The 19,255-nt window shown below is 59.0% G+C and carries 19 protein-coding genes; 13 read left to right on the top strand and 6 right to left on the bottom strand.

Annotated features, from left to right (window positions below; all coding sequences use genetic code 11):
* The first annotated feature begins 68 nt into the window (after positions 1–68).
* From yejK to BN1129_RS03460, 6 genes are all read left to right on the top strand, one after another.
* The gene (gene yejK / locus BN1129_RS03485) at positions 69–1,118 is read left to right on the top strand and encodes a nucleoid-associated protein YejK (RefSeq protein ID WP_042034514.1); all 1,050 of its coding nucleotides are present in this window, start codon (positions 69–71) and stop codon (positions 1,116–1,118) included.
* Positions 1,119–1,513: 395 nt separating this feature from the next.
* Positions 1,514–2,695, top strand: coding sequence for a maltose/maltodextrin ABC transporter substrate-binding protein MalE (malE, locus tag BN1129_RS03480; protein ID WP_042034512.1), 1,182 nt, complete (start codon positions 1,514–1,516; stop codon positions 2,693–2,695).
* 75 nt (positions 2,696–2,770) lie between these two features.
* Positions 2,771–4,423: a maltose ABC transporter permease MalF gene (malF, locus tag BN1129_RS03475; RefSeq protein WP_042034511.1), complete on the top strand. Its 1,653-nt coding sequence runs from the start codon at positions 2,771–2,773 to the stop codon at positions 4,421–4,423.
* 12 nt (positions 4,424–4,435) lie between these two features.
* Positions 4,436–5,326, top strand: a complete 891-nt coding sequence (malG, locus tag BN1129_RS03470) for a maltose ABC transporter permease MalG (protein ID WP_042034510.1) — start codon at positions 4,436–4,438, stop codon at positions 5,324–5,326.
* Positions 5,327–5,582: 256 nt separating this feature from the next.
* Complete coding sequence (locus BN1129_RS03465; protein ID WP_042034509.1) at positions 5,583–6,719, top strand: ABC transporter ATP-binding protein; 1,137 nt, start codon at positions 5,583–5,585, stop codon at positions 6,717–6,719.
* Between the two features lie 301 nt (positions 6,720–7,020).
* A complete protein-coding gene (locus BN1129_RS03460; RefSeq protein ID WP_042034508.1) occupies positions 7,021–7,821 on the top strand; it encodes an alpha/beta fold hydrolase in 801 nt (266 codons plus the stop codon).
* A gap of 266 nt (positions 7,822–8,087) precedes the next feature.
* On the opposite strand, the gene BN1129_RS03455 is transcribed toward BN1129_RS03460, so the two are convergent.
* Entirely contained in the window at positions 8,088–9,158 is a 1,071-nt protein-coding gene (locus BN1129_RS03455) for an AI-2E family transporter (protein WP_042034507.1), read from the bottom strand.
* A gap of 25 nt (positions 9,159–9,183) precedes the next feature.
* Positions 9,184–9,417, bottom strand: a complete 234-nt coding sequence (locus BN1129_RS03450; RefSeq protein ID WP_042034506.1) for a sulfurtransferase TusA family protein — start codon at positions 9,415–9,417, stop codon at positions 9,184–9,186.
* A gap of 121 nt (positions 9,418–9,538) precedes the next feature.
* Between BN1129_RS03450 and bepA the strand changes: the two genes are divergently transcribed.
* A complete protein-coding gene (gene bepA, locus BN1129_RS03445; protein ID WP_422613990.1) occupies positions 9,539–10,993 on the top strand; it encodes a beta-barrel assembly-enhancing protease in 1,455 nt (484 codons plus the stop codon).
* A 129-nt stretch (positions 10,994–11,122) separates the two neighbouring features.
* Here the strand turns inward: bepA and BN1129_RS03440 are convergent, their stop codons facing one another.
* Positions 11,123–11,602 (bottom strand): TlpA disulfide reductase family protein, encoded by a 480-nt coding sequence (locus tag BN1129_RS03440; protein WP_042034503.1) that lies wholly within the window; start codon positions 11,600–11,602, stop codon positions 11,123–11,125.
* Positions 11,603–11,662: 60 nt separating this feature from the next.
* On the opposite strand from BN1129_RS03440, the gene arsC reads away from it, so the two are divergent.
* Together arsC and BN1129_RS03430 are read left to right on the top strand one after the other, a co-directional pair.
* Positions 11,663–12,013 (top strand): arsenate reductase (glutaredoxin), encoded by a 351-nt coding sequence (gene arsC / locus BN1129_RS03435; protein ID WP_042034501.1) that lies wholly within the window; start codon positions 11,663–11,665, stop codon positions 12,011–12,013.
* Positions 12,010–12,405 carry a DUF2069 domain-containing protein gene (locus BN1129_RS03430; RefSeq protein ID WP_042034500.1) on the top strand — a complete coding sequence of 132 codons (396 nt, stop codon included), beginning with the start codon at positions 12,010–12,012 and terminating at the stop codon, positions 12,403–12,405. The genes arsC and BN1129_RS03430 overlap by 4 nt, the downstream gene beginning before the upstream one ends.
* Before the next feature lie 53 nt (positions 12,406–12,458).
* On the opposite strand, the gene BN1129_RS03425 is transcribed toward BN1129_RS03430, so the two are convergent.
* Together BN1129_RS03425 and BN1129_RS03420 are read right to left on the bottom strand one after the other, a co-directional pair.
* The gene (locus BN1129_RS03425) at positions 12,459–13,079 is read right to left on the bottom strand and encodes an acyl carrier protein phosphodiesterase (RefSeq protein WP_042034499.1); all 621 of its coding nucleotides are present in this window, start codon (positions 13,077–13,079) and stop codon (positions 12,459–12,461) included.
* 140 nt (positions 13,080–13,219) lie between these two features.
* Positions 13,220–14,122, bottom strand: coding sequence for a LysO family transporter (locus tag BN1129_RS03420; protein WP_042034498.1), 903 nt, complete (start codon positions 14,120–14,122; stop codon positions 13,220–13,222).
* Between the two features lie 543 nt (positions 14,123–14,665).
* Between BN1129_RS03420 and BN1129_RS03415 the strand changes: the two genes are divergently transcribed.
* The 4 genes from BN1129_RS03415 to BN1129_RS03400 all read left to right on the top strand — a co-directional run bounded on the left by BN1129_RS03415 (position 14,666) and on the right by BN1129_RS03400 (position 17,887).
* Entirely contained in the window at positions 14,666–15,436 is a 771-nt protein-coding gene (locus BN1129_RS03415) for an ABC transporter ATP-binding protein (RefSeq protein ID WP_042034497.1), read from the top strand.
* Positions 15,437–15,501: 65 nt separating this feature from the next.
* On the top strand, positions 15,502–16,275 hold the full coding sequence (locus tag BN1129_RS03410) for an ABC transporter substrate-binding protein (RefSeq protein WP_042034496.1): 774 nt from the start codon (positions 15,502–15,504) through the stop codon (positions 16,273–16,275).
* Positions 16,276–16,450: 175 nt separating this feature from the next.
* Complete coding sequence (locus BN1129_RS03405; protein ID WP_042034495.1) at positions 16,451–17,191, top strand: ABC transporter permease; 741 nt, start codon at positions 16,451–16,453, stop codon at positions 17,189–17,191.
* Between the two features lie 3 nt (positions 17,192–17,194).
* On the top strand, positions 17,195–17,887 hold the full coding sequence (locus BN1129_RS03400) for an ABC transporter permease (protein WP_042034494.1): 693 nt from the start codon (positions 17,195–17,197) through the stop codon (positions 17,885–17,887).
* Between the two features lie 49 nt (positions 17,888–17,936).
* Here the strand turns inward: BN1129_RS03400 and BN1129_RS03395 are convergent, their stop codons facing one another.
* Positions 17,937–19,250, bottom strand: coding sequence for a capsule biosynthesis protein (locus BN1129_RS03395; RefSeq protein WP_042034493.1), 1,314 nt, complete (start codon positions 19,248–19,250; stop codon positions 17,937–17,939).
* Positions 19,251–19,255 lie beyond the last annotated feature (5 nt).

Raw genomic sequence — 19,255 nt, 5'->3', positions numbered from 1 at the left:
TGAGTTCATCTCGGTTCAAAGCGCCTTATAATACTTCACCCTTTCGGCTAACACTATGGCTTTGTGACATGAGTCTCGATATCGACAAGATCATTCTTCACTCCCTGCGCCAGGGCGGCGATGGTCAACCTCACGCCGACACCCGCAGCCAGACCCTGCCTGCCGATGAGGCGGTACAGGGGCTGATGGCGGAGCTGCATCGCATTTACAACGGCAAGGGTGGCAAGGGTTTTGGCTTCTTTGCCGACCCAGAAACTGCCGTGGCCGAGCTGGCGGAGGGCGAAACGGCCCCCAAGCAGCCTTCTCCCGCCTTTCGCATCGCCCTCGAGCAACTGCTCGGCGAGCAGAGCGAATTCGTCCCCTTTTCGGTCAACATGACCCATCTGTTGGTGAAAAACCTGGTGGAGCACGCCCTCGACGAGCAGGGGGTGCTGCTGTTTGCCAAATACAACTATGTCGGGGTCGATTATCTGATGCTTGCCCTGCTGGAAGGCAAGGAGAGCGTCACTGTCAGCGAGGCGCTGGACTTGCGCCATATTCATTATCTGGATATCGGCAAACTCAATCTGGTGGCTCGCATCGATCTGACCGAATGGAAAACCCAGCCAGACTCTCGCCGTTATATCACCTTCAGCAAGGGGCGGGTCGGCCGCAAACTGGGCGACTTCTTCATGGATCTGCTGGGTGCCCGCGAGGGGATGGATGCCAAGGTGCAAAATAAGGGGTTACTGCAGGCGGTGGACGATTATTGCGACAGCCGCCAGCTGGAGCCGGCCGAACGCAATGACTACAAGAAGCAGGTCTTCAAATATTGCACCGAGCAGGCCAGCGCCGGAGAGGAGATCGAAATCAAGGAGCTCTCTGCAGAATTGCCGGGCGATGGCGACCTCGATTTTTACAGCTTCATCGGTCAGGAGTATGAGCTGGAAGATCGCTTCCCCGCCGATCGTTCCACTCTGCGCGGCCTGACCAAGTTCGTTGGGTCCGGTGGTGGTCTGACCCTGAGCTTCGAGCAGAAGTTGCTGAACAGCCGGGTGTTTTACGATCCCCAGACAGATACCCTGACCATTCGTGGTGTGCCGCCAAACCTAAAGGATCAGCTGCTGCGCCAGTCGTAATGTGATCCGCTTACCATTTTTGGCAAAAAGACACCGCACTTTGCTGCGGTGTCTTTTTATTTAAAGGGGTAAGGCTTGCCGAAACCAACTCGGTGCTTTGTTAACAAATTAAACAGAATAATCACCATGAAAGGGTTTTCAATGAGGTGAAAACCCTTTCAATTGTGTTTTTTTATTTCTGTTTGGTAATTTAATTTCCATTTTTGGCGAGGAATATGCCAATAAATGGCGATAACCCCCTGAAATAAGAAAATGTTTTCAGAACTTGTTGGAGGAAAACACGTAATTGCATTTCAAAAATGCGAGTTGCGTCATGTGAGGGGGTGACGGCTTGGGATAATATTCATCCCGCACACAATGCTCTTACAGCGCGGAACTAATACAAGGAAAGGCTCATGAAAAAGAAATTGCTGTCATCCCTGATCGGTCTGGCTACTCTGGGCGTAGCCTGCTCTGCCACCGCCGCCATTGACGAAGGTCAACTGACCATCTGGATTAACGGTGACAAGGGATACAATGGTCTGGCCGAAGTTGGCAAGAGATTTGAAGCCGAAACCGGCATCAAGGTGAGGGTTGCTCACCCTGATCAGGTGGAAGTGAAATTCCAGCAAGCTGCTGCCACCGGCAACGGCCCGGACATCTTCTTCTGGGCTCACGACCGTTACGGTGAGTGGGTCAAAGCCGGTTTGCTGGTTCCGGTGACGCCGAGCGCTGAGACCAAAGGCAAATTTGAACAGCTGGCATGGGATGCCATGACGGTGGATGGCAAAACCTATGGCTATCCGGTTGCCATGGAAGCGGTCAGCCTGATCTATAACAAGGATCTGCTGCCTGAGCCGCCGAAAACCTTTGAAGAGATCGCCAAAATTGACGAGACCCTGAAGAAGAGCGGCAAGCGCGCCATCATGTGGGCCTATGACACCCCCTATTTCAGCTACCCGCTGCTGGCTGCCAACGGTGGTTACGCCTTCAAGAAAACCGCTACCGGTTATGACGTGAAAGATACCGGCGTGAACAACGCGGGTGCCAAGCTGGGCGTGGGCTACATCTCCGAGATGATCAAGTCCGGTCATCTGGAAAAAGGCATCGACTACGGTGTGATGGACGCCAAGTTCAACAAGGGCGAAGTGGCCATGATGATCAACGGTCCCTGGGCCTGGAGCAACCTGGACAAGAGCGGCATCAATTACGGCGTCGCGCCGCTGCCGACCCTGAACGGCAAGCCGGCTAAAGCCTTCGTTGGCGTACTGGGTGCCACCATCAACGCCGCCAGCCCGAACAAGGATCTGGCCATCGAGTTCCTGGAAAACTACCTGCTGACCGATGCCGGTCTGGCACCGGTTAACGCCGACAAGCCGCTGGGCGCCGTGGCGCTGAAATCCTTCCAGAAAACCCTGGAATCCGATGCGAACATCAAGGCCACCATGCAAAACGCCCAGGCCGGCGAGCCGATGCCATCTGTTCCCGAGATGAGCCGTTTCTGGTCTTCCCTGGAAACCGCCCTCAAGAACGTGACCTCCGGTCGTCAGGGTGTTGACGAGGCACTGGATACCGCTGCCAAGCGTATCGTTCAGTAAGCACGCACGACCCGGGAGGCCGCAATGGCCTCCCACTCTCTCAAATATCTCTTGGCGTTATAAAGGTTAATTGGCATGGAAGTAGTACCTTCTGTTGAGTCCTATGCCGGTCCGAAGGATAAGCACACTTGGCTTAAGTGGACCATCGCTGCTCTGGTTGCCATCCTCAACGGCTACGCAGCCGTATTGATGTACGCCAGTGGCGAGTGGGTATTCGCGCTGCTGTCTCTGGTGGTGGTTTCCGTCGGTTTGTATGTCTTCATGAACAAGAAGACCTATGCCCACCGCTATATCTTCCCCGGTGTGGCTGGCATGGTTGTGTTTATCATCTTCCCTCTTGTCTACACGATCGGCATTGCCTTCACCAACTATTCTGGAACCAACTTGCTCTCCCTCGAGCAGGCGCGGGATTACCATCTGAAAAAAAGCTACAAGGTGGCGGGCGGTGAGTTCGATTTCACCCTGCTGGGTGGCGACAATGGCCAGTTCCAGCTGCTGCTGACACAGGATGATCACTCCTTTATCAGCCAACCTGTTTCCCTGATGACCAACAAGGCCCGTGCGCTGGCGTCCCGTGAGGGCAGAGTGCAGAGCTCCCAACAAGTGGTTGAGTTGCAGCCCTTCACTGGCGAAGCCGCCAGCCAGGCCGCGCCGATCCGCACCATCGTTGAGCATCGTTCTCACCTGAGTGACCTGGATCTGGTTCTGCCGGACGGTGGTACCCACCTGACCCTGAGCAGCCTGCGCAAGTTTGCCGCCCAGAAGCAGCAGTACACGCGTCTGATGGATGGCGCCGTACTCAGTTCCGGTGTGGTCATCAATGATCGCAACCTGTTGCGTAACACCCAGACCGGCGAGCTGATGCTGCCCAACGGTGACACCGGCTTCTATCAATACATCGACGAGCGGGGAGAGTTTGTCGGCAAGGGCATGGCGCCGGGGTTTGTGGTGAGTGTGGGGTGGAAAAACTTCGTGCGCATCATGACAGACCCGGGTATCCAGGGTCCCTTCATGCAGATCTTCATCTGGACCGTGATCTTCTCCACCTGCTCGGTTGTTTTCACCCTGGCCATCGGCATGGTGCTGGCCTGTCTGGTGCAGTGGGAGTCCCTCAAGGGGCGCGGTTTCTATCGGGTCATGCTGATTCTGCCCTACGCGATTCCGGCGTTTATCTCCATCCTGGTGTTCAAGGGGTTGTTCAACCAGAACTTCGGTGAGATCAACATGTTCCTGGAAGCGGTGTTTGGCATCAAGCCTGACTGGTTTACCAACCCCTTCCTGGCCAAGGTGATGATCCTTATCGTCAATACCTGGCTCGGTTACCCCTACATGATGATCCTCTGCATGGGCCTGCTCAAAGCCATTCCGGAAGATCTCTATGAAGCGTCCGCCATGGACGGGGCGGGTCCGGTGCAGAACTTCTTCAAGATCACGGTTCCGCTGTTGATGAAGCCGCTTACACCGCTGCTGATTGCATCCTTTGCCTTCAACTTCAACAACTTCGTACTTATCCAGTTGTTGACCAACGGGGCTCCGGACATCATAGGCGCCAGTACCCCTGCCGGGACCACGGATCTGTTGGTGAACTACACCTACCGGATCGCGTTCCAGGGCTCGGGTGGTCAGGACTACGGTCTGGCCAGTGCCATTGCCACCGCCATCTTCCTCATTGTCGGCGCGCTTGCACTGCTCAACCTGAAATTGTCCAAAGCCGACAAGCAACACTAAGGAGGCTTCTCAATGGCTATCGTACAACCCAAATCAGTCAAATACCGGGTGTGGGCAACCCACCTGGTCATGTGGGGCTTCCTGGCGCTGATCATCTTCCCGGTGATCATGGTCATCGCCATCTCGTTTCGTACCGGTAACTTCTCGGTCGGGGAGATCATCCCCTCCAATCCGACCCTGGATCACTGGAGGCTGGCGCTGGGTATGTCCATCACCAACGCCGATGGCAGCATTACGCCGCCGCCGTTCCCCGTGCTGACCTGGCTGTGGAACTCCATCAAGATCGCCGGTATCACGGCCCTGATGATAGTGACGCTGTCGACCACCTGTGCCTATGCGTTTGCCCGCCTGCGTTTTCGTGGCAAGTCCACCATCCTGCAGGGCATGCTGATTTTCCAGATGTTCCCGGCCGTGCTGGCGCTGGTGGCTATCTATGCGCTGTTCAACAAGATTGGTGACTATGTGCCCTGGCTGGGTCTCAACACCCACGGTGGCCTGATCCTGGCCTACATGGGCGGCATAGCGCTGCACGTGTGGACCATCAAGGGCTACTTCGAGACCATCGACTCCTCACTGGAGGAGGCGGCGGCCATCGATGGGGCGACCCCCTGGCAGGCATTTCGCCTGATCCTGTTGCCCCTGTCGGTGCCCATCCTGGCGGTGGTGTTCATTCTGGCTTTCATCGGCACCATCACAGAGGTGCCTGTGGCCTCCATCCTGCTGCAGGATGTGAACAACCTGACCCTGTCGGTCGGTGCCCAGCAATACCTCTATCCGCAGAACTATCTGTGGGGTGACTTTGCCGCCGCCGCCGTGCTGTCGGGCCTGCCCATTACAGTGGTGTTCCTGATGGCTCAGCGTTGGCTGGTCGGCGGCCTCACCGCCGGCGGAGTGAAAGGTTAAGTGGCGCCACGCAGTCAGCACCCAGGTGTTCCTGATGGTCTATCGCAGGGTTGGCTGGTCGGTGGCCTCACCGCCGGTGGCGTGAAAGGTTAAGTGGCGCCACGCAGCCAGCACCCAGGTGTTCCTGCTGGTCTATCGCAGGGTTGGTTGGTCGGTGGCCTCACCGCCGGCGGCGTGAAAGGTTAAAGGTTTATGGCCGGGGGAGCTGACTCCCCCCGCTATCACGATTTGCACAGATTTCAGAGCGGAGCTCGTCATGGCTGAAGTAGTACTCAACAACGTTCGCAAGAACTACGATCCGGCGGTCCACAAGGACACGCTGCGCAACATCAACCTGGCCATCAAGGAAGGGGAGTTCATCGTCTTCGTCGGCCCGTCCGGCTGCGGCAAGTCCACCTTGCTGCGAATGATCGCGGGCCTGGAGGACATCACCAGCGGTGAGCTGACCATCGGCGGTCGCTACATGAACGACGTGCCGCCGGTGGAGCGTAACGTGGGCATGGTGTTCCAGTCCTACGCCCTCTACCCGCACATGAACATCTACGAGAACATGGCCTTTGGCCTCAAGCTCAAGAAGATGAGCAAGGAGAACATCCACAAGCGGGTGATGCGCGCCGCCGAGATCCTGGGGCTTGAGCCGCTGCTTGACCGCAAGCCCAAGGCTCTCTCTGGCGGTCAGCGCCAGCGGGTGGCCATCGGTCGCTCCATCGTACAGCAGCCCCAGGTGTTCCTGTTCGATGAACCCCTGTCGAACCTGGATGCGGCCCTGCGGGTCAAGATGCGCATCGAGATCGCCAAGCTGCACAAGGAGCTCAACTCCACCATCATCTACGTGACCCACGATCAGGTGGAAGCCATGACACTGGCCAACCGCATCGTGGTGCTGAGCCCGCTCAAGGGCGATGCCGAGACCAACCTGGAACAGTTCGGCACCCCGCTCGATCTCTACCACAACCCGGATAACAAGTTTGTGGCGGGTTTCATCGGCTCACCCAAGATGAACTTCCTGACGGGTGAGTTGCAGGAAATTGGCGAGCAAGAGTGCCTGGTCAAGCTCACCTCCGGCGATACGGTGCGGGCGCGGGTGGATGCCCGTCGTGGCGCTGTCGGTGACAAGGTGGAGCTGGGCATTCGTCCCGAGCATCTGTTCCCGCTCACGCACCCCCATGCACACAGCAAGGTGAGCGGTGTGGTGCAGGTGGCCGAACATCTGGGCGCCGAGTCGTTCGTCTATATGGATGTGGATGGTCATGACTTCACCGTCAAGACCACCTCGGATGTGGATGTGGCGACCGGTCAGACCTACAGCGTGGGTATCCCGGCTGAAGCCTGTTATCTGTTTGACGCTAAAGAGCAGGCATTCCCTCGCACCGCCAAGTACATTCGCACCTGATTTTTTTGCGCTGGTATTCCTTAGTATGCAATGCCTTTTTGCCGGTCGTCAGACCGGCTTTTTATTGCCTGCGGTTCGGGATCCCCGCCTGCTTGACACACGCCTGTCGCTTGACCGGCTCCGCCTGCAAGTGGGCGAGGGGGTACTCAGAGAAGCGCGGGCGTTGCTTGTCCTTTTCCTTGGGTATGGAACTCTCCTTTTGAGCCCTTTCTGTGCGTCACCCCAGCTTGCACCAGGGAGGCGCGACTACCGAGGGCTGCGTGTTACACTGCCGCCCCGTCAGTTGGCAACAGGAGAAAACATGAAGCAATTTATGGAGATAGCGGGCCGCCAAATGGCCTATCTGGACGAGGGGCAGGGACCGGTTCTGTTGTTTGGTCACAGTTACCTGTGGGACAGCGCCATGTGGGCGCCGCAAGTCGCCGCGCTCAAGGGCCAGTATCGCTGCATCGTGCCCGAGCTGTGGGGCCACGGTGATTCTGACCGGTTGCCGGACGGTCCTTGCACCCTGACGACCCTGGCGCGGGATCACCTGGCCCTGCTCGATGCTCTCGGGATCGACGAGTGCGTGCTGGTGGGCCTCTCCATTGGCGGCATGTGGGGGGTAGAGCTGGCCAACATGGCGCCGGCCCGTATCAAGGGTCTGGTGCTGATGGACAGCTTCGTTGGCCTCGAGCCCCAGATTACCTGCGAACGTTACCTCGGCATGCTCGCGATGATCGAGCAGCTTGGCACTATTCCGGCGCCCATCGTCGAACAGGTTGCCCCTCTCTTCTTTGCCAATCAGCCCGATGCGGCTTTGTTGGCAGATTTCACGGCGCGGCTGGCGGCCTGGCCTGCCGACAAGATTACCGCCATGGTGGCGGTCGGTCGCAGCTTCGTGACCCGGGAGGATCGCATTGACTGGCTGGAAGAGATCACGGTACCGGCGCTGGTGATGACCGGCTGCGAGGACAAGGCGCGCCCCGTGCTGGAGGGCTACCTGATGGCCGAGGTGCTGGGTTGCCCCTTCAAGGAGATCCCGGCTGCGGGTCATATCTCGTCGTTGGAAAATCCCGCCTTTGTCAATCAGGCCCTGGCCGCATTTCTGGCCGACCGCTGAGACCGATACGCCAGCTTTGCCTGACCAAGAAGGGAGCCATGGGCTCCCTTCTTGCTTGTGAGGGTGTGGTGACTTACCAGATATACCCGATCCCGAATCCGGCGTAGTGCCCCCCTGCTGCGTTGGCACTGTGAGGCTGGATACTCGCGCACTTTATCAGGGGGCCGACAGCGCCAGATAGGCCATGGTCAAGATGACACAGGGCCTCTTCGAAAAGATGCCCTGTGGGAATGAACCAGGAGTGCGAGAAGCTGTCTCGTCAGGCGTCAGGCGTCAGGCTGGAGGGCGTCATCGCGCTTGGGCCAGGCATTGATCACCGCCTTGACCAGGGTAGCGAGAGGGATGGCGAAGAAGACCCCCCAGAACCCCCACAGGCCGCCAAACACCAGCACGGCAATGATGATGGCTATCGGATGCAGATTGACCGCCTCGGAGAAGAGCAGGGGCGCCAAGAGATTACCATCCAGGGCCTGGATCACCAGATAGGCCACCATCACCCAGACGAACTCAGAAGAGAATCCCCATTGAAACAGCGCCACCATGGCCACGGGGACAGTCATTACCGCTGCGCCTATATAGGGAATGAGCACAGAGAAACCCACGGCTACCGCCAGCAGAGCGGAATAGCGCAGGCCCATCATGGCAAACGTAATGTAGGAGGTCACCCCGACGATCAGGATCTCGATCACTTTGCCCCGCACATAGTTGATGATCTGGCCGTTCATCTCGGTCCCGACCTGCTTGACCAGGGCCCGATTGCGCGGCATGAAACGGGCGAGCCCCGAGAGCAGCAGCTGCTTGTCCTTGAGCATGAAGAACACCATCAGCGGCACCAGAATGAGGTAAATGAGCAGGACCACCACGTTGACCAGCGAACTCAGTGATGCTGTCACCAGATGCTCGCCACCACTGAGGATGCGCTGACGGATGCTGTCAATCACAGTCTCGACCAGGGTGACGTCGATAAACTCGGGATAGAGCTCTGGCAGGGTGCGGACATAATCTTGGGCATGGGCCAGCATGGAGGGCGCCTCCTTGATCAGATTGATGCCCTGGCTCACCAGGGTCGGGATCAGGCCCAGCAGTGACATCACAGTCACCGCGATAAAGAGCAGCAGCACCAGCGTGGTGGCGAGCGTGCGGGAGAGGCCGCTCCGTTGCAGCCTGAGTACCGGCCACTCCAGCAGATAGGCCATGACGATGGCCACCAGTATGGGGGTCAGCAGGCTGCCAAACAGCCAAAGCATGGCAAAGCTGAACACCAGCAACAGGAAGAGAGCGACCGCATCCGGGTCGGAAAAACGGGTCTGATACCAGCGCTTTAGTACTTCTAACATGACAGCATCCTTTCGTGACGGGGGCTCATGATGGCTGTTTGGCCCCGACAACCAACTGTAAAAAGATCGTATTGTCCGGCGCCTGTCGCAGCCTGACGACGTGTCCCTGGCGTTGCAAGTAGGCCGGAATATCCTGCCGGGAGCCAGCATCGGCCAGCCGAATGGTCACCGTTTGGCCACTTTTGGCTTCCCTTAGCCAGAGCTTGAGCCGGATCAGTGGCTCGGGGCAGCGCCAGGGGGTCAGATCGAGGTGTTCCATGAGGGCTCCAGCAGGCGTTAGGCGACTATTATGGCCGTGATGGGTGCACGAAACAACGCTTGTAGCCCTAGAGGGGCAAGGGTATTCTGCCGAGGTCCCTACTGATGGAGATAGAGATAACGTGGCACGCTTTTCCCCTTTGATGGCATCGCTTCCCCTGCTGGCTTCCCTGATGGTTGCCACTTTCCATGCCCAGGCGAGCAACCAGCTTCCTGATATCGGCACCGCCGGGGTGGCGGCCCTGCCCATCGAGCAGGAGATGCGCTATGGCAACGCCTTCATGCGTTTCGCCCGGGCTGGCCTGCCGATCATCGATGATCCTGTGCTGAACCAGTACATAGATGATCTTGGCCAGCGGCTGCTCTCCAACGCCGATGGGGTACGCTTCCCGTTTACCTTTTTCCTCATCAATGATCCCAGCATCAACGCGGCGGCCTTCCTCGGCGGACGGGTCAAGGTGCACACAGGCCTCTTCCTCTACGCCGACAGCGAGAGCGAGCTGGCCTCGGTACTGGCGCACGAAATCACTCACGTGACCCAGCGCCACATAGCCCGCTACATGGAGGCGCAGGCGAGCACCTCCGCCATGACCCTGGCCGGGCTGGTGGGCTCCATCGCGCTAGCGGTGATCAACCCCACCGCCGGTATCGCCGCCCTGCAGACCACGCTGGGCCTCTCCATGCAGTCGGCCATCAACTACACCCGCGAGAACGAGTACGAAGCGGACCGGATCGGCATGAAGACCCTGTATGACGCGGGCTTTGATCCTATGGGCATGGCCAACTTCTTCCAGAAACTGGCGGCCGAGTATCGCTACGCCAGCAAGCCACCCGAGATGCTGCTGACTCACCCGCTGCCCGAGACCCGGATCTCCGAGGCCCGTGGCCGCGCCTCCAGCTATGCTCGCCGCGACTTGCCCCCCAGCCTCGACTTCTGGCTGGCCAAGGTGCGCATCCAGGTGCGCTATGGCACCGAAAGCCCGCAGGCGCTGCTCAGCTATTTCGACCACCGCCTGCAGAAGGGGGATTACCCGCTCAAGGATGCGGCCATCTACGGCAAGGCGCTGGCGCTGTTGCAACTCAAGCGTACCGACGAGGCCGATGCCCTGATGCAGGAGCTGGCGAGCCGTCACCCGGAAGATCTGTTCGTGGTGGATGCCCTCACCGACATCGATCTTGCCAAGGGGCGCAGCGCCCAGGCTATCGCCCGGCTGGAGAAGTTCCGCACCCGCATGCCGGACAACGAAGTGGTGGTGGTCAACCTCGGTAACGCCTACCTCGAGAGCGGCAACTACAAGAAATCCATCGCCATTCTTGACCCCTATGCCCGCGAGCACCCGGAGAACAATCTGGCCTGGAACCTGCTGACCGATGCCTATCGCAAGGCGGGGCGGATGACGGATCTGCACATGGCGCGGGCCGAGATACTCTCCCTGCGCGGGGATTATCAGGCGGCCATCGACGAGCTGATCGTGGCCCGTGGCACCACCAGCGACAAGCTGACGCTGGCCCGGCTGGAGGCGCGCATCACCGAGCTGGAGCGGGCGAAGAAAGATCTCGACAGCCTGAAAGGGTGATGAGTCAGAGGTGCGGTGAAGCGGGGTGTGCCAGCAATGGGACACCCCGTTTCTTTACCCATCGGTGCCAGGGCATCGTTCAGACCAATCCTGTCGTTATGTGTGGGCAAAGGGCAGGATGGGGCCGGGCTAGCGAGATGCCGCAGCCTGCTCCTTGAGGGTGGCAATCTGCCGCGCATCGAGCTCGCCGACGATTGTCTGTTGCAGCTTGCCCTTTGCATCGAGCAGATAGCTGGTGGGCAGTCCGGTTGGGCGGGGGAAGGGCAGGCTTGCCGTGTCATTGGCGATCAGCAGTGGCAAGGTGACCCGGTAGCGGCTCGCCAGTGATGCCAGCTCGGCCGGGATGGCCGGATCATAGTGAATGGCCACTACGGTGAGGGAGCCCTCCTGCGCCAGCGCCTCCAGCAGTGGCAACTCGCGCAGGCAGGGGGCGCACCAGGGGGCGAAGTAGTTGATCAGCAGCGGCTTGCCAGCAAACTGGGCCAGTGTCACCGGCTGGCCCTGGCCGTTCGTGAACTCGGGCGCCGGGGAGCAGGCGCTCAGCAGACCGGCCACAATCAGCCAACAAATTCGTTTCAATTCCTTTCCACTGCCGCTTACCCTGACCATCAGTTTCCCCTACAATAGCGCCGTTTCTTGTCCCATCTTGCGATCAATCAGGGAGTTACCATGAGCGAGACCCAAATTTACCACAATCCGCGCTGCTCAAAGAGCCGTGAAACCCTGGCCCTGCTGGAACAGCACGGGATCGCCCCTGATGTGGTGCTCTATCTGGAGCAGGCACCGAGCGAGGCGCAAATCCGCACCCTGCTGAGCCAGCTCGGTTTCACCGATCCGCGTCAGCTGATGCGCACCAAGGAAGCGCTCTACCAGGAGTTGGGGTTGGGCGAGGTGAACGGTGATGCCCTGATCAGCGCCATGCAGCAGCACCCCAAGCTGATCGAGCGCCCCATTGTCATCAACAATGGTCAGGCCCGTATTGGTCGTCCGCCCGAGCGGGTGCTGGAGATCATCAAGTGAGTACCCGCTTCGCTCATCTGCTGACCCTGGTCGGCTTCTTTGGCTTGCTGGCCTGGGTCATCATCTGGCACCTGTTTCTCTCGCCCCACCCTGATCTCAACCCCTGGCTGCTGCCGGTGATCTGGACGGTGCCGCTGCTCTTCCCCCTCAAGGGCATAGTGCAGGGCAACCCCTACACCCATGCCTGGGGCAACTTCGTGTTGATGCCCTATTTCGTCCACGCCCTGACCCTGATCACCACGGATGAGGGAGAGCGCTGGTTGGCGGTGGTGGAGCTGGTATTCGCCACACTCGCCTTCGTCGGCACCATCTATTACGCCCGCCTGCGTGGCCGTGAGCTGGGGCTCAGCATTCGCAAGAAGAAGGGTGAGCCTTCACAGCAAGAGAAATAAAGAGCTGAGCCAGCGGGCTTTTATCTGCAAACCGGACCCTGGGTCCGGTTTTTTTATGGCTGAAGGCCAGCGCGGCCGCCTCTCTTGCGATAGTGGATGAGCTGTTGCTCGCTAAAGCCCATCAACTGGGGATAGAAGCGCAGAAATCCCTGCTCGCTATTGTGCCAGCTGGCGTCGTCCAGGGTGGCGAGGGCATCGCCCAGCAAGATGGGTCGGCGCAGCCTGTGTCCTATGCCGTTGAGGGCACGGCCCAGCCCCTCCCTGTGGCGATAGGAGGCGATCCAGTTCTGCTCCGCCATCCGTTTGAGCGCAACGGGCAAGCCATCCGGCAGGTGCTGGTGATCCGCCAGCAGCTGCCCATAACTGTGCTGCAGAAAACGGGGCAGGGGCGCTTCGCCAAATTGCGGCCAGTGCAGGCTGAGCCAGTGGTCGTAGAGCATGTCCACCAGAATGCCGCCAAAGCGGCGCCAGGGCGCCTCGAAGCAGGCCACTGCCGCCCTGTGCTCGGGGTGGGCATCGGTGAAGGCATCTATCTTGCGATGCAGCCAGATCCCCTCATCGAAGTGAGCAGCAAGACCCGTTGGCAGTGGCCCCTTGACGAAATCCCCCAGCAGGTTGCCGGTGAGGGAGCTTTGGGTATGGGCAGCCAGATGCAGATGAGCCAGATAGTTCATGACGGTGGATGTCGACCAGCAAAATGGAAATGCTGGTGAGCCTAGCGGATCCGGCCGCACTTGCCTATGGCTGACTGGCCGCTGGCGCACCATGGTACAAAAAGCCCGATACGCGGGTCGGGCCGGAAGGGTTGGCGGCGCTAGATTGCCAGAAAGCCGAGGATCAGGATGGGGCCGAGCAGGCTGAGGATAAAGCCCGAGACAATCGCCACCGGCACCACCTGAATGCCGCCGGACTTCTGGATGACCGGCAGGGTGAAGTCCAGCGCGGTGGCGCCGCCGTAGCCGATGGCGGCGGAGGGGTGGCGACGCATCAGCATGGGAATGATGAGGATGGCGATAAGCTCGCGGCCCAGATCGTTGATAAAGGCGGCCGAGCCCAGCACGGGCCCCAGCTTGTCGGCGACCAGAATGCCCGACAGCGAATACCAGCCGAAGCTGGAGCTGAGCGCCAGAGCGTGGCTCAATGGCATACCCAGCAGCTGGGCCGCCAGCACGCTGCCCAGCCAGCTGCTGATGATGACGGTGAAGGCGATCTTCATGCCCCAGGGGTTCAGCAGTATCTGGCGCAGCCGCATGCCGGAGTTGCGCATCTGTACCCCGATGAGCAGCAGCAACAGCATCAGCGCCCACTCGCTCCATGTGTCGATGGGCAGGGCCCGCAGATCCATCAGCAGCCCCAGCAGTACGCCCCCCAGCACCACCAAGCAGAGCTGGAGGGACTCCCACAGCAGGTGCAGCTTGCTCGGCATCTTGGCATCGCTGGCCTCATGGGTTGGCGGGCTGCGCCTGTCCAGCCACCAGAGCGCCAGCAGGTTGCAGGCGGTGATGGCGGCCAGCATCACGCCGGCCACCTTGAAGATCACCGCCAGATTGCTGCCGAGGTTGTCCACATAGGCCAGCCCCAGCCCCATCAGAAACAGGATGAGGTAGACCATCTTGCCAAGGGACTGATTGACCAGCTTGATGAGCCGAGCGGAGGAGAGAGGGATCAGATAACCGACGCCTAACGGCAGCAGGATCAGCAATACATTGAGCAACATCGGGGCCTCGAACACGAAAACTGGTAAAAATAACACCTTATCACTACTTATTGGCTCTGTGTCACATTTCTGTGAGTTTGGGTGGCTCATCCGGGGCTTTTTGTCCGGTTGTTATGTTTTTGGTGCAAGCCGCTGCACGCATTTGGTTCAAAGGCCCACCCTGGTGCGGCAAGGGGGGAGCAATGAAATCAAGGCCATCGCCCAGTTTTCAACAAGATGCAAACAGTGACCGGGTGAATAAAGTCGCCTGCTCCGTGTTCCTGTCATGATATCGAAATGTGCTTGCCACCCTTGTGATCAGGGTATAAAAAGGCGGTGGCGCTCGATTGGCCTGAACCGGGTTTTATGCAGACAAAGTGCTGAAAAATACCATCGAGACCAATCAAAATACAGACAAAACACCAAAGACCTCTGTTCTGTATTGTTTTTTAACTATTCGAGTGATATTTTCGCTGAAGGTTGCCATCGGTTAACTTTTTGTTAAATTCATGATGGTGTGAGTCACGCCGTAGCGGCGTCTAGGGACAGACAAGGTTGTAATGGATGAGTGACGTTGCCGCACTGGAAGTTCGTGAACTGCACAAGTATTTCGGCACCCACGAAGTGCTCAAGGGCATCGATATGACCGCCCACAAGGGGGATGTCATCTCCCTGATAGGCTCCTCCGGCTCGGGGAAGTCGACCTTTCTTCGTTGTATCAATCTGCTGGAAACCCCCTCTTCCGGCACAGTTTCACTCCATGGCGAGCTTATTCGCATGAAATCCAACCGGGCCGGTGAGCGGCAGCCGGAGGACATGCGTCAGGTGGAGCGCATTCGCAGCCGGCTGGCCATGGTGTTTCAAAGTTTCAATCTCTGGTCGCACATGACCATCATGCAGAACATCATAGAGGTACCCATTCAGGTGCTAAAGATGCCCCGCGCCGAGGCCATCGCCAAGGCAGAACACCTGCTCAACCGGGTGGGGCTGTGGGAGCGGCGCGATTACTATCCTGGTCACCTCTCCGGTGGCCAGCAGCAGCGGGCGGCCATCGCCCGGGCGCTGGCAGTGGAGCCCGACGTAATGCTGTTTGATGAACCCACCTCGGCGCTGGATCCCGAGCTGGTGGGGGAGGTGCTCGGCCTGATGCGCGAGCTGGCCGAGGAGGGGCGCACCATGCTGGTGGTGACCCACGAGATGTCGTTTGCCCGTGATGTGTCGAACAAGGTAATGTTTCTGCATCAGGGGCGGGTGGAAGAGGAGGGCAATCCCCAGGAGATCTTCGCCCATCCCAAGTCTGAACGGTTCAAGCAATTCATCTCCTCCATCTATTGATGGGCGGGATGGTTTATCAGCAAGCTGCAACTTCAACAGTCGACGTTTTTATCAAGGAGAGATACATGAACAAGCTGATGCTGGCGACTGCCATAGTCACTGCCCTGTCTTCCGGCAGCCTGATGGCCAAGGAGTGGAAAGAGGTACGGATCGGGGTCGAAGGTGCTTATCCTCCCTTCTCCTGGACCGAGCCCAGTGGTGAGGTGAAAGGTTTCGACATCGACATCGCCAAGGCCTTGTGCGAAGAGATGCAGGTGAAATGTACCCTGGTCAAGCAGGACTGGGACGGCATCATTCCGGCGCTGCTGTCGCGCAAATATGACGCCATCATTGCCACCATGGATATCACCGAAGAGCGCAAGAAGAAGGTGGACTTCACCCAGAAGTACCAGCACATTCCGGCCCGCTTCGCCGCCAAGAAGGGCACCGAGGTCAAGCTCGACAAGGCCTTCATGGATGGTAAAACCGTGGCGGTGCAACGCGCCACCTCCATGGATACCTTTATTACCGACAACTTCCCCAATGCCACCATCAAGCGTTATGGCACCGCAGATGAAGCCTATCTCGATCTGAAATCCGGTCGGGTTGACTATGTGATGGCCGATTCCGCTGCCATCACCGACGGTCTGCTGAAGAAAGAAGGGGGCGATGCCTACGAGTTCGTCGGCCCGAAACTGACCGATCCCAAGTGGTTTGGCGAGGGTGCCGGCATCGCGGTACGCAAGGCTGACAAGGATCTGAAAGAGAAATTCAACGCCGCCATCCTGGCGCTGCGCGCCAGCGGCAAGTACAAGGAAATCAACGACAAGTACTTCGACTTCGACGTCTACGGCGAGTAAGTCCAAAGACCTCTACAGCGAATAACGACAGGTTGACCCTGTCAGTCGTCATCGGGCCCGTTGCCTTCCTGCTGGGAGCGACGGGCCCGCTTAGTTGCAATGGAGCTGCATGTGTTTGGTTTGAAAGGATATTGGGACGGGCTGGCCCGCTCAATGCGTTGCAATGGAGCCGCATATGTTTGATTTGAAAGGATACGAAGCCTCCCTGCTGGAGGGCGCATGGGTCACGCTGGAGGTGGCGCTGGCCTCACTGCTGCTGGCGCTGCTGCTGGGCATGCTGGGGGCGCTTGCCAAGCTCTCCCCCTACAAGTGGGCACGCGGCATCGCGACCACCTACACCACCGTCATTCGCGGCATTCCCGATCTGGTGTTGATGATGCTGCTGTTCTTCGGCGGCCAGGTGCTGATCAACAGCCTCTGCAGCTGGGTCAACGAGACTTATAACAGCTGGTTGCTGGAGAGCAATCCCAATCAGGAGTGGGTCTCCCTGCTGCCTGACTACATCGACATCAGCCCGTTTGCGGCCGGGGTGGCCACCATCGGCTTCATCTTCGGCGCCTACATGACAGAGACCTTCCGCGGCGCCATTCTGGCGGTGGACAAGGGGGAGCTGGAGGCAGCCCGCGCCTTTGGCATGCGAGCGACCCAGGTGTTTGTGCGGATCCTCTTCCCCCAGATGATGCGCCATGCCCTGCCGGGCTTTGGCAACAACTGGCTGGTGCTGCTGAAAACCACGGCGCTGGTCTCCATCATCGGGCTCGATGACATGGTGCGCAAAGCCTCCCTGGCGGCGGGGTCGACCCAACAGCCCTTCACCTTCTACATGGCGGTGGCCCTGATCTTCCTGATCTTCACTGCGGTCTCCACCTCGGCGCTGAAATGGGCCGAACGTCACTATGCGATAAAGACGAGGTAAGCCATGGATTTCTCAATCATTCTCAAAGAGTGGCCCACCTACTGGGAGGGGCTTTACACCACAGTGCTGCTGGTGGCGGCGTCCCTGGTGCTCGGCCTGGCCCTGGCGGTGCCCATGGGGATACTGCGCAACAGCCGCAACTGGCTGATCAAGGGGCCGATCTGGGCCTATATCTACTTCTTTCGTGGCACTCCCTTGCTGGTGCAGCTCTTTATCATCTACTACGGCGCCGCCCAGTGGGAGTGGCTGAAAAACAGCGCCGCCTGGGATCTGTTCGCCCAGGCCTGGTTCTGCGCCCTGCTGGCGTTCACCCTCAACACAGGTGCCTATACCGCCGAGATAGTGCGCGGCGCCGTGCTCAACATGCCCAAGGGGCAGATTGAAGCGGCCAGCGCCTTTGGCATGACCCGCTGGCAGACCCTCACCCGTATCATATTGCCCAACTCGTTTCGCCGTGCGCTGCCAGCCTACAGCAACGAGGTGATCTTCATGCTGCAGGGCTCTGCGGTGGCCGGCATCATCACCATCGTCGATTTGACCGGTGCGGCGCGGATCATCAACTCCCGCTACTACAGCCCGTTCGAGGCGTTTTTGACCGCAGGCCTGCTTTACATGCTGCTGACCTTCGTCATCGTCTGGCTGTTCAAGAAGTGGGAAGCCCGCTGGCACGCCCACCTGCGCCCCCGCATCGTGTAATCCCATAAAAAAAGCCCGCAGCGCGGGCTTTTTTGTTTCTCTGTGTTGCTTACAAGGTGGCGATGGGGGTCAACAGCGCTTCAGCCAGGAGGCCCAAGGCACTCAGAGCACTGAGGGCGCCGATGATACTGGTCGGCGCCTGCGCCTGCTTGCCCTGTTTGACGGGCAGGGTCTGCTCGCTGTGCTGATGGATCTTCTGCACCACGGCCATGGCGCTCAGTTCCAGATGGCGGTAGAAGCTGGCATTGAGCTGGGTCAGATGGAGCAGGGACTGGCGCATGCGCTCGAAGGTGTCGCTGCACACCGGGCTCTGCTTGTGCCAGAAGGTTGCAAGGCTGCCACGGGTGGTGAGGCCTGCCAGATCATACAGGGCCCGCCCCATGCAAAAGGTCGGCACATCGTGCAGCAGGGCGGAGAGACCAACGGTGCTGTTGATGGTGATGACGCCCTTGAGCAGCGGATAAAGGGTCGGCAGCGGCAAGTCGTAACCATAAAACACCCGCCCTTCCAGCCCGAGCAGCGTCACCAGCCGGTTTATCTGGGACTGGTAGCTGACATAACCCCGGTCCATGGGGTGGTGCTTGAACAGCAACACATCCTCGCGGCGGGCATGCTCGGCAAAGGAGTTCATCACCTGGGCGACCATCTCCTCCACGCCGCTCAAGTCAGAGTGCTCCCTTATCTGAAAATCCTCGGTGACCTGCAAGGGCACGAAGAAGATATGGCCCTTGTGCTGGGGCAGCGCCTTGAGCAGCGAGCGATCAGACCATCTGTACCACCACTTGACCAGGCCGCCCGCCACCCAGCCTCGGGCTTCCTGATACAGGCTCCAGGGTCTGTGGTTGACGAAATGCGGATAACGCCAGCGAAACAGCATCTTGTTGATGTGGTAGCGGCTGGCATACCCGGCGCGGCGGGCAAAGGTCTTGCCTACCTGCAGCTGCGCTTCATAGGGGGCGGGCCAGGCCATCTTGGCCAGCTGGTCACGTTTGGCAAAGAGCGGGCTGAAGGCATTGACACCCCCCTGCTCCAGGGTCACATAGTCGGGGCGCAGATACCCCTCTTCCATGGCCCAGACGGCGATCTTCTTCAGCTTGCAGATGCGAATGGCCTGCAGGTGGTAATAGCGGCAATCGCCGTAGCAGATCAGGCTGTCGATACCATGTCGCTTGATAAAGCGGCGAAAAAAGGTATTCCAGGTTTCCGGCTTGCCGGTGAAGCGTTCGTTATGGCCTGTGCAGGGCCAGCACTCGTCGCCGCCATTGAAATGGATCTTGTAAACCTCGTGGCCTGCCTCGCTCAGGGTCTGGCTCAAGGTTTGAAAGAAGGGGCCGAGCGGTCCTTGCAACAACAAAATCTTCATGTGCG

This window comes from Aeromonas popoffii (assembly GCF_000820025.1).
In the GTDB taxonomy this organism is placed as follows: Bacteria; Pseudomonadota; Gammaproteobacteria; order Enterobacterales; family Aeromonadaceae; genus Aeromonas; species Aeromonas popoffii.
Note: the sequence above shows the minus strand (reverse complement) of the source record. Positions and strands in the feature narration are given on the sequence as shown.

What these genes read in the sequence shown, in the direction of transcription:
- yejK (WP_042034514.1), top strand. Translation starts at nt 69, where the DNA reads ATGAGTCTCGATATCGACAAGATCATTCTTCACTCCCTGCGCCAGGGC.
- malE (WP_042034512.1), top strand. Translation starts at nt 1,514, where the DNA reads ATGAAAAAGAAATTGCTGTCATCCCTGATCGGTCTGGCTACTCTGGGC.
- malF (WP_042034511.1), top strand. Translation starts at nt 2,771, where the DNA reads ATGGAAGTAGTACCTTCTGTTGAGTCCTATGCCGGTCCGAAGGATAAG.
- malG (WP_042034510.1), top strand. Translation starts at nt 4,436, where the DNA reads ATGGCTATCGTACAACCCAAATCAGTCAAATACCGGGTGTGGGCAACC.
- BN1129_RS03465 (WP_042034509.1), top strand. Translation starts at nt 5,583, where the DNA reads ATGGCTGAAGTAGTACTCAACAACGTTCGCAAGAACTACGATCCGGCG.
- BN1129_RS03460 (WP_042034508.1), top strand. Translation starts at nt 7,021, where the DNA reads ATGAAGCAATTTATGGAGATAGCGGGCCGCCAAATGGCCTATCTGGAC.
- BN1129_RS03455 (WP_042034507.1), bottom strand. Translation starts at nt 9,158, where the DNA reads ATGTTAGAAGTACTAAAGCGCTGGTATCAGACCCGTTTTTCCGACCCG.
- BN1129_RS03450 (WP_042034506.1), bottom strand. Translation starts at nt 9,417, where the DNA reads ATGGAACACCTCGATCTGACCCCCTGGCGCTGCCCCGAGCCACTGATC.
- BN1129_RS03440 (WP_042034503.1), bottom strand. Translation starts at nt 11,602, where the DNA reads ATGGTCAGGGTAAGCGGCAGTGGAAAGGAATTGAAACGAATTTGTTGG.
- arsC (WP_042034501.1), top strand. Translation starts at nt 11,663, where the DNA reads ATGAGCGAGACCCAAATTTACCACAATCCGCGCTGCTCAAAGAGCCGT.
- BN1129_RS03425 (WP_042034499.1), bottom strand. Translation starts at nt 13,079, where the DNA reads ATGAACTATCTGGCTCATCTGCATCTGGCTGCCCATACCCAAAGCTCC.
- BN1129_RS03420 (WP_042034498.1), bottom strand. Translation starts at nt 14,122, where the DNA reads ATGTTGCTCAATGTATTGCTGATCCTGCTGCCGTTAGGCGTCGGTTAT.
- BN1129_RS03415 (WP_042034497.1), top strand. Translation starts at nt 14,666, where the DNA reads ATGAGTGACGTTGCCGCACTGGAAGTTCGTGAACTGCACAAGTATTTC.
- BN1129_RS03410 (WP_042034496.1), top strand. Translation starts at nt 15,502, where the DNA reads ATGAACAAGCTGATGCTGGCGACTGCCATAGTCACTGCCCTGTCTTCC.
- BN1129_RS03405 (WP_042034495.1), top strand. Translation starts at nt 16,451, where the DNA reads ATGTTTGATTTGAAAGGATACGAAGCCTCCCTGCTGGAGGGCGCATGG.
- BN1129_RS03400 (WP_042034494.1), top strand. Translation starts at nt 17,195, where the DNA reads ATGGATTTCTCAATCATTCTCAAAGAGTGGCCCACCTACTGGGAGGGG.
- BN1129_RS03395 (WP_042034493.1), bottom strand. Translation starts at nt 19,250, where the DNA reads ATGAAGATTTTGTTGTTGCAAGGACCGCTCGGCCCCTTCTTTCAAACC.